At 69.4% G+C, this 14,395-nt stretch carries 12 protein-coding genes; 6 read left to right on the top strand and 6 right to left on the bottom strand.

Annotated elements, in window-relative coordinates:
* The 3 genes from VB737_RS10990 to VB737_RS10980 form a co-directional block, all read left to right on the top strand.
* The coding region (locus VB737_RS10990; RefSeq protein ID WP_500312933.1) for a DUF8618 domain-containing protein at positions 1 to 413 on the top strand (413 nt) is incomplete at its 5' end.
* Positions 414 to 438: 25 nt separating this feature from the next.
* Positions 439 to 1,830, top strand: a complete 1,392-nt coding sequence (locus VB737_RS10985; protein ID WP_500312931.1) for a glycosyltransferase family 2 protein — start codon at positions 439 to 441, stop codon at positions 1,828 to 1,830.
* Positions 1,831 to 2,041: 211 nt separating this feature from the next.
* On the top strand, positions 2,042 to 2,761 hold the full coding sequence (locus VB737_RS10980) for a sulfotransferase family 2 domain-containing protein (RefSeq protein WP_500312929.1): 720 nt from the start codon (positions 2,042 to 2,044) through the stop codon (positions 2,759 to 2,761).
* Between the two features lie 115 nt (positions 2,762 to 2,876).
* Here the strand turns inward: VB737_RS10980 and VB737_RS10975 are convergent, their stop codons facing one another.
* From VB737_RS10975 to tig, 6 genes are all read right to left on the bottom strand, one after another.
* Positions 2,877 to 4,673, bottom strand: a complete 1,797-nt coding sequence (locus VB737_RS10975; RefSeq protein WP_500312927.1) for a DNA polymerase III subunit gamma/tau — start codon at positions 4,671 to 4,673, stop codon at positions 2,877 to 2,879.
* 27 nt (positions 4,674 to 4,700) lie between these two features.
* The gene (locus VB737_RS10970; protein WP_500312926.1) at positions 4,701 to 5,435 is read right to left on the bottom strand and encodes a lecithin retinol acyltransferase family protein; all 735 of its coding nucleotides are present in this window, start codon (positions 5,433 to 5,435) and stop codon (positions 4,701 to 4,703) included.
* 84 nt (positions 5,436 to 5,519) lie between these two features.
* A complete protein-coding gene (locus VB737_RS10965) occupies positions 5,520 to 6,512 on the bottom strand; it encodes a hypothetical protein (RefSeq protein WP_500312925.1) in 993 nt (330 codons plus the stop codon).
* 9 nt (positions 6,513 to 6,521) lie between these two features.
* Complete coding sequence (gene clpX, locus VB737_RS10960; protein ID WP_500312923.1) at positions 6,522 to 7,895, bottom strand: ATP-dependent protease ATP-binding subunit ClpX; 1,374 nt, start codon at positions 7,893 to 7,895, stop codon at positions 6,522 to 6,524.
* A 108-nt stretch (positions 7,896 to 8,003) separates the two neighbouring features.
* Positions 8,004 to 8,645: an ATP-dependent Clp endopeptidase proteolytic subunit ClpP gene (clpP, locus tag VB737_RS10955; RefSeq protein ID WP_500312934.1), complete on the bottom strand. Its 642-nt coding sequence runs from the start codon at positions 8,643 to 8,645 to the stop codon at positions 8,004 to 8,006.
* A gap of 141 nt (positions 8,646 to 8,786) precedes the next feature.
* Positions 8,787 to 10,250 (bottom strand): trigger factor, encoded by a 1,464-nt coding sequence (tig, locus tag VB737_RS10950; RefSeq protein ID WP_500312922.1) that lies wholly within the window; start codon positions 10,248 to 10,250, stop codon positions 8,787 to 8,789.
* A 268-nt stretch (positions 10,251 to 10,518) separates the two neighbouring features.
* Here tig and VB737_RS10945 point away from each other — a divergent pair, with 268 nt between their 5' ends.
* From VB737_RS10945 to VB737_RS10935, 3 genes are all read left to right on the top strand, one after another.
* Positions 10,519 to 11,601: an aspartate-semialdehyde dehydrogenase gene (locus tag VB737_RS10945; protein ID WP_500312920.1), complete on the top strand. Its 1,083-nt coding sequence runs from the start codon at positions 10,519 to 10,521 to the stop codon at positions 11,599 to 11,601.
* The gene (gene dapA, locus VB737_RS10940; protein WP_500312918.1) at positions 11,598 to 12,527 is read left to right on the top strand and encodes a 4-hydroxy-tetrahydrodipicolinate synthase; all 930 of its coding nucleotides are present in this window, start codon (positions 11,598 to 11,600) and stop codon (positions 12,525 to 12,527) included. The genes VB737_RS10945 and dapA overlap by 4 nt, the downstream gene beginning before the upstream one ends.
* Positions 12,528 to 12,605: 78 nt before the next feature.
* Positions 12,606 to 14,395 (top strand): ribonuclease J (locus VB737_RS10935; protein WP_500312916.1); only part of this gene is annotated, 1,790 nt, incomplete at its 3' end.

The following is a 14,395-nucleotide window of genomic DNA, read 5'->3' as shown; positions in this document are numbered from 1 at the left end:
GTCTCGTGGGCTCGGAGAGGTGGATGAGAGACAGGCTCACGGCTGGCCAGGTCGCCGCCGCCCTCGGGCCGGGGCGGGGCGTGGGGCGGCCCACCGCCCTGACGGTGCTGGCGCGGGGTCCCAGCGGCCGGGTGCTGGCCCTCGAGGTGCAGGGAACCACGGGCCGCACGGTGCTGCGGCTGGATGCGATCCGCCGCACCCTGCGCACCCTGCCCAGCACCCTGTTCACGCTGCAACCGGCGGGCGAGGGGGTCTGGCAGCTGGCCGGCGGCGGCTTCGGCCACGGGGCCGGTCTCTCCCAGGCGGGGGCGATCGATCTGGCCGGTCGCGGCTGGAGTGCGCGGCGGATCCTGGCGCATTACTACCCGGGCACCTCCCTCCAGCCCCTGGGTGCCGGCGGCGATTCCCCCTAGAGTCTCCGCCTGCATGAGGTTCCCCATGGCTGCCGGCGGCAGTGACAGCGATCGCCGCCGTGCCAAGGCGGCCCTGTTCCTCGCCTTCTGCGGCTTGGTGGGGATCGCCCCCCACTGGCTGCCCCCCGGTCGCAGCCTGGTGCCGGCCCTCACCCTGGCCACCCTGCTCGGGGGCTACAGCCTGCGGACCGTGCTGCTGCAGGCCTTCCGCGGACGCCCCAGGGAGGCGCCCGCCCCGGCGGCGAGCGAGGCGGCCACTGTCCCCGCCGTCGATGTGGTGGTCGCCGCCCGCGACGAGCAGGCGGTGATCGCCCGGCTGGTGGAGCGCATCGCCGCCTTGCGCTGGCCCGAGGGCCAGCTGGCCCTGTGGGTGGTCGATGACGGCAGCGACGACCGCACCCCCGAGCTGCTGGTCGAGTTGCAGGGCCGGCATCCGTTCCTGCGGGTGCTGCGCCGGCCCAGGGACGCGGGCGGCGGCAAGTCGGGGGCCCTGAATCTGGTGCTGCAGCAACTGGCCGGCCGCTGGATGCTCGTGCTCGACGCCGATGCCGACCTGCAGCCGGATGTGCTGGAGCGCCTCGTTCCCTGGGCGGAAGCCGGCGGCTGGGCGGCGGTGCAGCTGCGCAAGGCGGTGGCCAATGCCCAGACCAACCTGCTCACCACCGCCCAGGCAATGGAGATGGCCTTCGACGCCATGATCCAGGAGGGACGGCTGGCCAACGGCGGGGTGGCCGAACTGCGGGGCAATGGGCAGCTGCTGTCGCGGGAGGCGCTCCTGAAGGTCGGGGGCTTCAACGAGGACACGGTCACGGACGATCTCGACCTGAGTTTCCGTCTGCTGCTCGAAGGCCTGCCGATCGGGGTGCTCTGGGATCCCCCGGTGCAGGAGGAGGCGGTGCTGACCCTGCCGGCCCTGTGGCGCCAGCGCCAGCGCTGGGCCGAGGGGGGCCTGCAGCGCTTCTTCGACTACGGCCCCGGCCTGGTGTCCGACCGGCTGGGCTTCAGCCAGAAACTCGATCTCACCTGCTTCTTCCTCCTGCAGTACGTGCTGCCCGTGGTGGCGAGCGCCGACCTGATCGGCACCCTGCTCACCCGCACGGCCCCCACCATGTGGCCGTTCTCGATCGTGGCCCTGGCCCTTTCAGGGATGGCGATCGCCACGGGCTGCCGCCGCCCGTCGGAGGGCCCGCCCCTGCCGGCGATGAACCCCTTCAGCGCCGGCCTCGGCATCGTCTACCTGGTCCACTGGTTCCTGGTGATCCCCTGGGTGACCCTGAAGATGGCCCTGCTGCCCAAGAAGCTGGTCTGGGTCAAGACGCTGCATCTGGGTGAAACGTTTGAAGCCCATGGGGCGGAGGCCGAGGCAGGGACCGCGGACGAGGAGCCCGGATTTGCAGCGGAAACCGGTCGGGTCTGAAGTCTGGCCATGCTGCCCACTCCGATGGGCTGGCGCTCCAGATGCTCTGCGCTCTGAAGTCATGCCCTGAATGGATTCTGAGCGCGAGACCTTGTAGGTATCTCGTCAGTCTGAATGGCGGCGATGATTGAGATGGTGAACCTATCTTGGCTGGGCTAGGTAGTTACGTTATGGTACTATCTGGCCAATCGGTATTTCCTGCCAGCTGATTATGCCTTTGTTCCGTGAGCCAGGGATTACGTTTATCCATATTCCCAAAACCGCTGGAACATCGATCGAGTTGGCTCTCGGGCTTGACCTCGATCCTGCCATTGAGAATTCAGATGTCTGCTTTGGCAGACTTGCCTCTCCCGACCTGATGAAGCTGGAATTGAGCTCTCAGTTCCTGCAGCATCTTCGATTGGGTGAGATGGAGGCGTTGCATCCTGATTTTGTTCGCGACAGCTGGGTCTTCAGCGTGGTTCGCGATCCCTGGACGCGCTTGGTGTCATCCTTCCGGCGCAAGGATCGGGCCATGGCTGATTTTGCGAAGTGGTACTACGGCCTTGACTTGCATGCGCTCGATTTCGAGCAGTACGTGGAGCTCGCGGCCTCTCATGATCTGCTGCATCTCAGGCCCCAGTCCACCTTTCTGGACGGCTCCGCGAAGGTGAATATCTTCTACTTTGAGCGCCTTTCTGATCTCATGCAGGTGCTTTCCCAGCGGCTGGGCAGGACCCTGGTCCTGCCGAAGGCCAACGGCCCTGATTCCCCATTGAAGCGGCTTTCCCCGCGCAAGGAGCGCAGGCTCAGGCAGAGGGTCGCAGAGATCTATGCGGAGGATTATCAACGCTTCTACCCGGGCCAGAGGCCCATGGAGCCCGATTCCATGGCGTCCGCCCTGGCCCAGAGCTTTGGTTCCAGGCTTGGCCGGGTCTTCGGGCGCTCCTGATGGTCAAGCGCCAGCACTGATCGCCCGCAGGTCGCTCGCCGATGGCCCGCAGCTTCGGTGATCCCTTCCGCGGGCAGGCCGTCACGCCGTTGAGGGCCATCGCCTGACGAATCCGTTATTCAGGATCTCCGATGAGGCCACTGATCACTTCCCCGTTGAAGAATTCAGCCAGCCGACTGGCCTGCGTATCGATCGCAGCGGAGCTGGGGGGTGGTGCCGCCCTGGGTTCGCTGACCTGCGCCCCTGTGATGGGAGGCGCAGCCGGCGATGGGGTCGCCGCCGGCCTCTCCAAGGGGATCATCCCGTTGGCCTGGGGTGTCGTCTGGCTGGCGGCAGGGGCAGGGGCGGGGGCAGGGGCTGATCGGGCCGGTGGAGGCTGGCTCGTCGTCTGCCGTGGCCCGATGCTGTCTCCCCCCGCCTCAAGGGAGACCTGTCGCGGACTTCCCAGCGCACTGGCCACGGCTTTCTCCAGCAGGGGCAGGCGGCTCTGAACCATGGCCATCCAGGTGCCGGCCACCCGCACCACCGCCCGCCGCTCATCCAGCCGCAACAGCTGGGCCTGCTGGGAGAGCAGCATCCGGGTGGAGGGCAGCTCCAGCCCGGCCAGGATCTGTTGCCAGAGCTCGGCCAGATCCTCGCCTGCGGGCCCTGCGCTTTCCGGGGCGGTCGCCGGATTCGCTGGGGGCGCGGCCGGCACGGTCCCGGACGGTGCCACCGGGGTCGCTGCCGGAGTCGCTGCTGGAGTCGTTGCAGGAGTCGCTGCCAGCGGGGTTGGCGGGGGTGTTGCGGCGGCCACGGGTGTGGCGGGCATGGTGGCCGGCTCGGCGAGCAGGCCCAGCAGCAGCACCTCCAGCCAGAGCCGAGGCTGGACGCTGTGGCGCAACTGCTGCTCGCTGCCCTTGAGCTGGGATTGCCAGCGCAGCAGGCGGGCCTTGCCGATCCGGCGGGCCACCTCCGGCAGCCGGGGTCGCAGCTCGGGTGTCACGCTCGTGAGCTCCAGCCGGTCGGGCGCCACCCCCGCCAGCAGCAGATCCCGCAGCAGGCTGACCAGGCCCTGCAGCACGGCGGCCGGTTCCCGCCCCCGGTCCAGCAGTTCGCGGCAGCCTTCCACCACCTGCAGGGGATCCGCCGCCGCCATGGCCTCGGCCAGCTGCAGCAGCTCCACCTCCGGCACCGCCCCCAGCAGGTCCCACACCGCGTCGGCGGCAATCGGCGCCGGCAGCAGGCTGAGCTGGTCGAGCAGGCTCTCGGCGTCCCGCAGCCCCCCCTGGGAGCGCTGGGCCACCAGGTGCAGGGCCTCCGGGGTGATGCCGATGGACTCCTCGGCGGCGATCCACTGCAGATGGCCCACCAGGGCCTCCAGGGGGATGCGGCGGAAATCGAAGCGCTGGCAGCGGCTCAGGATGGTGGGCAGCACCCGCTGGGGATCTGTGGTGGCCAGCACGAACACCACCCGCGGCGGCGGTTCCTCCAGGGTCTTGAGCAGGGCGTTGAAGGCGGCGGTGGAGAGCATGTGGCACTCGTCCACCACGTAGACCTTCCAGCGGGCCTGGACCGGGGCGAAGCGCGACCGTTCGATCAGCTCCCGGATGTTGTCGACGCCGGTGTTGGAGGCGGCGTCGATCTCGATCACATCGAGGGCGTTGCCGGCGGCGATGTCGAGGCACAGCTGGCAGCGTCCGCAGGGTTCCGGGGTCGGTCCCGGGCTGGCCAGGCAATTGAGCGAACGGGCCAGGATCCGGGCGCTGGAGGTCTTGCCCGTGCCCCGGGGGCCGCTGAACAGATAGGCCGGAGCGATGCGGTTCTGGAGCAGGGCCTGGCTGAGGGTGTCGGCCACCGCCTTCTGGCCCACCAGCTGGTCGAAGCGCTGCGGCCGGTACTTGTGATGAAGGGGCTCGTAGGCCTGGACCATGCACCCTGCCCTGACCGGATAGGGAGCCTAAGGCGGGCCGCCATCGGCCGGATCGTGGCCCGCCGGCTCCAGCAGCCGCTGCAGCCTGTCCTCCATCTCCTCCACCGCGGCCAGCTGGTCGGCCAGGTTCTGCCCCGCCAGGCGCAGCCGCTCGAAGGGGTCGCTGCCCGTGGTGAGGCTGCCGTCCGCTTCGCCCCAGCGCCGTTCGGCCCGGGCCAGCTCCTCCTCCAGGCGTTCCTGCAACCGCTGGCGCAGGCCATCGAGCTGCTCCAGGCTGCGCCTGGCGAGTTCGCGGCCCCGGTCCAGCTGCTCGGGATCGAGGCTGCCGGCCAGGGTCTCGGCGAGGGACTGGCCCTGGCGCAGCAGCACCCGCGCTCCGGTGAGCAGGGCCGCCGGCACGAACTGGCCCAGGGCCAGGGCGCCGAGGCTGCCCGTGTGCAGCCAGTCCTCCACCTGGGCGCTGCGATGCCGGCCGGTCTTGCACCAGTGGGCGAAATGCTCGCAGTTGTTGAACAGCAGGTTGTAGCGCTGCTCCCCGATGCGGCCCATGGCCCGCCGCAGGGTGACCCCCACCGGCGAGCAGGCCCCCTCCGGGTAGCTCACGGCGCTGATGGGCTGTCCGCGGCTGAAGTCCTGCAGGGGGCTGCGCAGGATTTCCCGGCCCTCCAGATAGTGGGCCACGCTGCCGTCCCCCAGGTCGATGCCGTGGTGCAGGAACAGGCCGTGCTGGCGGGGGGCCTGCAGATGATCGGCGGCGGCCAAGGAGCGGATCGGAACAGGGGGACTCCGCTCAGCATCGCGTCACCGGTGCGGCGGCCGATTCCCTCCGGGAGTGGGGATAGCCGCTCACCGGGGTGCCGCTTCCCCGTGGGCATCGCTGCCCCTGCCGGTTCCCCGGATGCGCTTGAGGAGGTGGAGCACGGTGGCCCGCCGCTGCCCCAGGAGCCAGAGCCGCTCCACCGTCCGGTAGCCGCCGTAGCGGTGGCCGCGCCAGTCGAGCAGGCGGGCCAGGCCGCGGCCGTAGCTCGGCCATGGCCTCGAAAAGCGGATCGCCCGCCGCACGTTCGCCGTCAGCCGTTCCGTGCTCAGGTGCTTCGCCTGCTCCACCAGGTGGGCGAAGGAGTGGTCCTTCCAGCCCCCCGCCGACCAGAAGTGCCAGATCACGGCCTCCGGGGAGAGGTCCCAGGCGGGCTGGACCATGGTGTTGAAGGCGTTCGGCAGCGTGGCCAGGCTCACCAGGCCGCGCTGCAGGGTGGCGTTGAAGGAGGGCTGATCCTTCAGCAGCTCCCCGGCCCGCACGCCCTCCTGCCAGAGCCGGTGCCATTCGGCGAAGAAGGTGTGGACGGTGGGGGTGTCCTTCCAGCAGAAGACGCCGCTGTTGAAGTACCGCGTCAGGTCCAGCGGCCAGCCCAGCTCCAGGGCCTGGATCACATGGGGGAGGGTCCGGAGATGCGCGTCCATGTCCCAGCGGTTGTAGTCAGGGACGGCGGCGACCTCCCAGTCGCCGCGGGGGAGGGCCGTGAGGGAGCCCCGAACGAGGGTGTCGGCGTCGATGTGGATCCCTCCCCCACGGAGGAAGCGGGGCAGCTGGGTCTTGATCCAGCGATGGCGGTAGATCAGCGATCCCTCCGGCGCCTGCACCGTCTCGACGCTGTCACAGAGTCCCGGCAGACGATGGCCGCACTCCTGAAGCCGTCGTGCGCTTTCGCTGTCACAGACCAGGCGGACGGGCAGGGAGGGATTGGTGAGCTTCAGCGACAGAATCGAGACCAGCGCCATGTCGGCGTAGACCTCGGATCCCTCGCGCACCGTGACGAGGTAGACCGCCTGGTTGGACACAGCTCCGTGTCAGGCCGTGGCCTGTTCACCCCGGTGGCCGTCGAGGTCGGCGGCGGCACTGATCGGCAGCACTTTGGCCTTGCTGCGCTGCTCCACCAGCTCCCGGGTGATGGTGAAGGTCTGCACGTCGCGGCGGGAGGGCAGGTCGTACATGACGTCGAGCATCAGCTCCTCGACGATGCCCCGCAGGGCCCGGGCGCCGGTCTTGCGGCGGTGGGCTTCGGCGGCGATGGCCTCGACGGCTCCGGGCTCGAATTCGAGCCGCACGTTGTCCATGCTCAGCAGCGTCTGGAACTGCTTCACCAGGGCGTCCCGGGGTTCGGTGAGGATCGCCTCCAGGGCGCTGGTGTCGAGGGGTTCGAGCACCGCACTCACCGGCAGCCGGCCGATGAACTCGGGGATCAGGCCGTAGCGCACCAGATCCTCCGGTTCGAGGTGGCGCATCACCTCGCTGGACTGCCTGTCCTTGCCGGCGCGCACGCGACTGCGGCCGTCGGCGGGCAGGAAGCCGATCGCGTTGCGGCCCATGCGCTTCTGGACCAGGTCCTCCAGCCCCACGAAGGCGCCGCCGCAGATGAACAGCACCTGGCTGGTGTCGATCTGGATGCAGTCCTGGTAGGGGTGCTTGCGGCCGCCCTGGGGGGGCACGTTGGCCACGGTGCCCTCCAGCATCTTGAGCAGGGCCTGCTGCACCCCCTCACCGGAGACGTCGCGGGTGATCGAGGGGTTCTCGCTCTTGCGGGCGATCTTGTCGATCTCGTCGATGTAGATGATGCCCCGCTGGGCCTGTTCGACGTCCAGATCCGCCTTCTGGAGCAGGCGCAGCAGGATGTTCTCCACGTCCTCGCCCACGTAGCCCGCTTCGGTGAGGGTGGTGGCATCGGCCACCGCGAAGGGCACGTCGAGCATCTCCGCCAGGGACTGGGCCAGGAGGGTCTTGCCGCAGCCGGTGGGGCCGATCAGCAGGATGTTCGACTTGTGCAGGCGGGTGGCCGTCTGATCCGTCTCGCCCTTGCCGTCCCCCTGCCAGGCCAGCCGCTTGTAGTGGTTGTACACGGCCACGGCCAGCACCTTCTTGGCCTCCTCCTGGCCCACCACCTGCTGGTCGAGGAAGCTCTTGATCTCCTGGGGCCGGGGGATGGTGGCCAGGGTGGGGGCGGGCCGGGCCGACTTCTTCGCCGGGGTCTTGCGGCCCCCGTCGGCCATGGGCCGGCCCGGGGGGCCATGGCCGTGGTGCTCGACCAGCTCCTCGTCGAGGATCTCGTTGCAGAGATCGATGCACTCGTCGCAGATGTAGACGCCAGGCCCCGCGATCAGCTTGCGCACCTGTTCCTGGGACTTGCCGCAGAAGGAGCACTTCAGATGGGCGTCGAACTTGGCCATCGGCAAGGAGGCGGCGGGAGCGGCGGTGGACGCCCTGGGTATGGCGGCAGGTTGGACCTGCCCCCAGGATCGACCCCAGCCGTCGATTTGTCAGTCGTTCCTGAAGTTCTAAGGGACGACGGGGGCTGGGGCGTCATCGACCACCCGGTCGATGAGTCCGTATTCAACCGCCTCCGCCGGGGAAAGGAAGTAGTCCCGGTCGGTATCTTCAGCGATCTTGTCCAGCGGCTGGCCGGTGTGCTCCGCCATCAGGCCGTTGAGGGTGTCCTTCAGAAAGAGGATCTCCCGGGCCTGGATCTCGATGTCCACCGCCTGGCCCTGGGCGCCCCCCAGGGGCTGGTGGATCATGATCCGGGCATTGGGCAGGGCCAGGCGCTTGCCGGGCGCCCCGCCGGTGAGCAGGAAGGCCCCCATGCTGGCGGCCAGTCCATAGCAGATGGTGACCACGTCCGGCGCCACCTGCTGCATGGTGTCGTAGATGGCCAGGCCGGAGGTCACCGAACCGCCCGGGGAGTTGATGTAGATCTGGATGTCCTTCTCGGGATCCTCGGCTTCCAGGAACAGCAGCTGGGCCACCAGGGAATCGGCCACCTGGTCGTCGATGCCCGTGCCGAGGAAGATGATCCGCTCCCGCAGCAGCCGGGAATAGATGTCGAAGGCCCGGTCACCGCGGCCGGACTGCTCCACCACCGTGGGCAGCACCCCAGGAGCGGCGGTGGGGCTCGGAGCGACCATCCCGTTCCAGGGCATCGGCCCCTGCCAGAGGTTGTTCACGGGGTGGGTCCGCGCCCCCGACGGGCCCGCCAGGGCGGCGGGCAGCCAGTCGGGGATCAGGGGCGGTCGGGCGTCGATCACGCGGTTTCGCTGGCGGACGGTGGGAGTGGCCTCAATCTATGGCTGGGCGTCGTCCTCCCGGGCCTTGGCCCCGGCGGCTCCCTTCTTCGCCTTGGCGGCCTTGGCGGGTTTGGGCGAAGCTTCTTCGCTGGCCTCAGGCCCGTCCTCCGCCGGGGCCTCCTCCGCTGCGGGGGCCTTGTCGGTGATGGTGCTGTTGGCCTCGAGCCACTCGAGCAGCTTCTCCTTCAGCAGGTCTTCGGCCACGGCCAGCCGCAGACGCTCCGGGTCGATGGCGGCGCTGTCGCTCAGGCCCTTGCGGATCTCGGCCAGCCTGGCCTCCAGGTCGGCGGCGGGCACCTCGATCTGCTCGGCCGCGGCCAGGGCCTTGAGTGCCAGGCTGCGCCGCAGCCGCTGCTCGGCCTCGGGCCGGGAGGTGTCCATGAGGCTGCGCACCAGATCGGGGGTGAACAGCTTCTTGACGTCCATGCCCTGCTGGGAGATCTGACCGGCGGTCTGCTCGATCAGGTTGCGCACCTCCTGCTGGATCAGGGTCTCGGGCAGCTCCACCTCCAGCTCCTCCACCAGGACCGTCAGCAGGGCCTCGTGGCGGTTGGCGCGATGGCGGCGCTCGGCGTCCTCCCGCAGGCGGGTCTCCAGGTCGGCGCGGAGTTCGGCCAGGGTCGGCTTGTCGCTGGCCTGCTGGGCGAAGGCGTCGTCGAGGGCCGGCAGTTCCCGGGTCTTCAGTTCCAGCAGGGTGATGGCGAACAGGGCCTCCCGGCCCGCCGCCTGCTCCTGGGGGTAGCTGTCGGGGAAGCGGCAGGAGACGTCGCGGCTGTCGCCGACGGCCATGCCGATGATGCCGGCCACGAAGCCGGGGATCATGCGCCCCTCCTCCAGCTCCACTTCCATCCCGTCGCTGCTGCCGCCTTCGATGGCTTCGCCGGTGTCGACGAAGGTGCCGCGGAAGGCGATCTGGGCCACATCACCCTCGGCGGCGGGCCGGTCCTCCACCGGCACCAGGGTGGCCAGCTGCCGGCGCGACTGCTCGATCAGTTCGTCGACCCGGGCCGGGTCGAAGGGCACGGGCTCCGCCTCGGCCTTGAAGCCCTTGGTGCTGCGCAGGCTGGGGGTGGGCTCCACGTCCATCTCCAGGGTGATGGTGAGCTCCTCCCCGGGCGTGAAGCGCTCCAGCACCCGCTCGAAGGCTTCGCTGAGTTCGGGCCGGCCGATGGCCTCGATGGCCTCCTGCTGCATCGCCTCCCGCACGACCGCATCGACCAGGTCCTCGAGGGCGGTGGCGCGGATCCGCAGTGGTCCGATCTGCTGCAGCAGCACAGGCCGGGGCACCCGTCCCTTGCGGAAGCCGGGCAGCTTGACGCTGCGGCTCAGCTTCTCCAGGGCGGTCTCGTAGCTCTTCTGGCTGCGCCCCGCAGGCACGGCGACCTCCACCGCCAGACGGCTTCCGGGGCGCGGGGAGGTGGTCACCCGGAGGTTGGCTTCGGTGCTGGCGGCAGGACTCATGAAATGGGGCTCGCTTCGGGCAGCCCCCCATCCTAGAAACTGGCCGTTCCGGGCCTCTGCCACGTATTGTGCGATCGACGCACCGGCGCGCCCATATCTCCAACTGAAGAGTTCCATCCGGCCACCAGGTCGGAGGTCTTGTCTCAGGCTCCCGCCCCCGGGGCCCCACGCCCCATCTGTTTCCCGATCCCCTCCCAGGGTTTTCTTCCGGGCCCCGTCTTCAGTCAGCAGGCCCGCTCCCGCCCCGCCCCCGTCCCGTTTCCCCCCGTTGACCGTCTCAGCGACCCTTCCCTCCCCTCCGCGCCACCTGCCTTCGCGGCCGCTGCGCATCGCCATCCTCGGCGCCACGGGAGCCGTGGGCCAGGAGCTGCTGGTGCTGCTGCAGGAGCGGGGCTTTCCGGTGGCGGAGCTGCGGCCCCTGGCGTCGCCGCGCTCGGCGGGCCAGGACCTGGACTGGCGGGGTGAGCGCCTGCGGGTGCAGCCGGTCGGCGCCGACGCCTTCGAGGGCATCGACCTGGTGCTGGCCTCGGCCGGCGGTTCGGTGTCCCGGCAGTGGGCGCCGGTGGCCGTGGCCGCCGGCGCCGTGGTGATCGACAACTCCAGTGCCTTCCGGATGGATCCGGCCGTGCCCCTGGTGGTGCCCGAGGTGAATCCCCAGGCCGCCTTCGCCCACAGCGGGATCATCGCCAATCCCAACTGCACCACGATCCTGCTGACCCTGGCCCTGGCCCCCCTGGCGGCCCGGCGGCCGATCCGGCGGGTGGTGGTCAGCACATACCAGTCGGCCAGCGGCGCCGGCGCCCGGGCCATGGAGGAGCTGCGCGACCTGAGCCGCACCGTGCTGGACGGGGGCGAGCCGGTGAGCACCGTGCTGCCCCATTCGCTGGCCTTCAACCTCTTCCTGCACAACTCGCCCCTGCAGCCCTCTGGCTACTGCGAGGAGGAGCTCAAGATGCTCCACGAGACCCGCAAGATCATGGGTCTCCCCGATCTGCGCCTGACGGCCACCTGCGTGCGGGTGCCGGTGCTGCGGGCCCATTCCGAGGCCGTCAACATCGCGTTCGACGAGCCCTTCCCCGTGGCGGAGGCCCGTGCCCTGCTGGCGGCCGCCCCCGGGGTGGAGCTGATCGAGAACTTCGAGACCAACCGCTTCCCCATGCCCACCGACGTCACCGGTCGCGATCCGGTGGCCGTGGGCCGCATCCGCCAGGATCTGAGTGATCCCCGGGCCCTGGAGCTCTGGCTCTGCGGTGACCAGATCCGCAAGGGTGCCGCCCTCAACGCCATCCAGATCGCCGAACTGCTGCGGGATCCCGCCGCGGCCGATGCCGCCGCCGGAGGTGCCGCTTGAGCACGGCCACCCTGACGGCGCCGAGCACGGCCCCCTCCCCCGAGGCCCCCTTCGGGCGGGTGCTCACCGCCATGGTGACCCCCTTCCAGCCGGATGGGGCCGTCGATCTGGAGCTGGCGGCCCGGCTGGCGGACCATCTGGTCAGCCACGGTTCCGACGGCCTGGTGCTGTGCGGCACCACCGGCGAGTCCCCGACCCTCACCTGGCAGGAGCAGCACGAGCTCTTCGCCGCCGTGAAGGGGGCGGTGGGCAGCCGCGCCACCCTGCTGGCCGGCAGCGGCAGCAACTGCACCGCCGAAGCCGTGGAAGCCACCGGTGAGGCCGCGGCCCTCGGCGCCGACGGCGCCCTGGTGGTGGTGCCCTACTACAACAAGCCACCCCAGGAGGGCCTGGAAGCCCATTTCCGCGCCGTGGCCCAGGCGGCCCCGGAGCTGCCCCTGATGCTGTACAACATCCCCGGCCGCACCGGCTGCAGCCTGGCCCCGGACACCACGGCCCGCCTGCTCGACGAGGCCAACGTGGTGGGCTTCAAGGCCGCCAGCGGCACCACCGAGGAGGTCAGCCGGCTGCGGGAGCTCTGCGGCGATCGCCTGGCGATCTACAGCGGCGACGACGCCCTCACCCTGCCGATGCTGGCGGTGGGTGCGGTGGGCGTGGTCAGCGTGGCCAGCCACCTGGTGGGTCCGCGGATCCGGGCCATGCTCCAGGCCTTCCTCAGCGGCGACATCGCCACCGCCCTCGACGAGCACCAGCAGCTGCTGCCCCTCTGCCGGGCGCTCTTCTGCACCACCAATCCCATCCCCGTCAAAGCCGCCCTGGAGATCTGCGGCTGGCCGGTGGGTGCCCCCCGACTTCCCCTGCTTTCCGCCGATACCGCCGTGCGACAGCGCCTTTCCTCGATCCTGGCTGCCCTGCGTCCCACCTGACGCCAAGGCTGATGTCCAGAGTCACCTCCGCTTCCGCTTCCCGTTCCTTTCCATCGCCACCCCTGAGTCCCTAACTACATGTCCAGTCAGAACGTCAATCCCATCGTCCGCTCCGGCAACGGCGCCAAAGCCAAGCACCAGGGCCTGCGCGTCATCCCCCTGGGCGGCCTGCACGAGATCGGCAAGAACACCTGCGTCTTCGAATACGGCGATGAGCTGATGCTCGTCGATGCCGGTCTCGCCTTCCCCAGCGATGGCATGCATGGCGTCAACGTGGTGATGCCCGACACCAGCTACCTGCGCGAGAACCAGAAGCGCATCCGCGGCATGGTCGTCACCCACGGCCACGAAGATCACATCGGCGGCATCCCACACCACCTCAAGAACTTCAACATCCCCATCATCTACGGCCCCCGGCTGGCCATGTCGATGCTCCAGGGCAAGATGGAGGAGGCGGGCGTCACCGACCGCACCACCATCCAGACGGTGGGCCCACGGGATGTGGTGCATGTGGGCCAGCATTTCAAGGTGGAGTTCATCCGCAACACCCACTCGATGGCCGACAGCTTCACGCTGGCCATCACCACCCCCGTCGGCGTCATCATCTTCACCGGTGACTTCAAGTTCGACCACACCCCCGTCGATGGCGAGACCTTCGACATCCAGCGCCTGGCCCACTACGGCGAGCAGGGGGTTCTGTGCCTGTTCAGCGATTCCACCAACGCCGAGATCCCCGGTTTCACCCCGCCGGAGCGGGCCGTGTTCCCGAACCTGGACCGCCACATCAGCCAGGCCGACGGCCGGGTGATCATCACCACCTTCGCCAGCTCGATTCATCGTGTCTCGATGATTCTCGAACTGGCGATGAAGAACGGACGCAAGGTGGGGCTGCTGGGCCGCTCGATGCTCAACGTGATCGCCAAGGCACGGGAGCTCGGCTACATGCGTGCCCCCGATGATCTGTTCGTGCCGATCAAGCAGATCCGCGACCTGCCCGACCGTGAAACCCTGCTGCTGATGACCGGCAGCCAGGGCGAGCCTCTGGCGGCCCTCAGCCGCATCTCCCGCGGCGAGCATCCCCAGGTGCAGGTGAAGTCCACCGACACGATCATCTTCTCGGCCAGCCCGATCCCCGGCAACACCATCTCGGTGGTGAACACCATCGACCGGCTGATGATGATGGGCGCCAAGGTCGTCTACGGCAAGGGCGAGGGCATCCACGTCTCCGGCCACGGCTGCCAGGAAGACCACAAGCTGATGCTGGCGCTGGCCAAGCCGAAGTTCTTCGTGCCCGTGCATGGTGAGCACCGCATGCTCGTCTGCCACGCCAAGACGGCCCACTCAATGGGGATTCCAGCCGACCACACCCTGATCATTGACAACGGCGACGTGGTCGAACTCACCCCCGATACCATCAACAAGGGTGAACCGGTGAAGGCCGGCATCGAGCTGCTCGACGCCTCCCGCAACGGCATCGTCGATGCCCGGGTGCTCAAGGAGCGCCAGCAGCTGGCCGAGGACGGTGTCATCACCCTGCTGGCGGTGATCACCACCGACGGCGTGATGGCAGCGCCGCCACGGGTCAACCTGCGTGGTGTGGTCACGGCCGCCGATGCCCGCAAGCTCTCGGTCTGGGCCGAGCGGGAGATCACCTGGGTGCTGGAGAACCGCTGGAACCAGCTGGCCCGAAACACCGGTGGTAAGGCCCCCGACGTCGACTGGGTGGGTGTGCAGCGGGAGGTGGAGGTGGGCCTGCAGCGCCGCCTGCGCCGCGAGCTGCAGGTGGACCCGCTGATCATCTGCCTGGTGCAGCCCGCCCCGGCCGGCACCCCGGCCTACAAGGGCCGGGCCGATGCCGAGCCCGACAC

It is taken from the genome of Synechococcus sp. BA-120 BA3, assembly GCF_034931285.1.
Classification (GTDB): domain Bacteria; phylum Cyanobacteriota; class Cyanobacteriia; order PCC-6307; family Cyanobiaceae; genus Cyanobium.
Note: the sequence above shows the minus strand (reverse complement) of the source record. Positions and strands in the feature narration are given on the sequence as shown.

What these genes read in the sequence shown, in the direction of transcription:
- VB737_RS10985 (WP_500312931.1), top strand. Translation starts at nt 439, where the DNA reads ATGGCTGCCGGCGGCAGTGACAGCGATCGCCGCCGTGCCAAGGCGGCC.
- clpX (WP_500312923.1), bottom strand. Translation starts at nt 7,895, where the DNA reads ATGGCCAAGTTCGACGCCCATCTGAAGTGCTCCTTCTGCGGCAAGTCC.
- VB737_RS10975 (WP_500312927.1), bottom strand. Translation starts at nt 4,673, where the DNA reads ATGGTCCAGGCCTACGAGCCCCTTCATCACAAGTACCGGCCGCAGCGC.
- tig (WP_500312922.1), bottom strand. Translation starts at nt 10,250, where the DNA reads ATGAGTCCTGCCGCCAGCACCGAAGCCAACCTCCGGGTGACCACCTCC.
- VB737_RS10980 (WP_500312929.1), top strand. Translation starts at nt 2,042, where the DNA reads ATGCCTTTGTTCCGTGAGCCAGGGATTACGTTTATCCATATTCCCAAA.
- clpP (WP_500312934.1), bottom strand. Translation starts at nt 8,645, where the DNA reads ATGCCCTGGAACGGGATGGTCGCTCCGAGCCCCACCGCCGCTCCTGGG.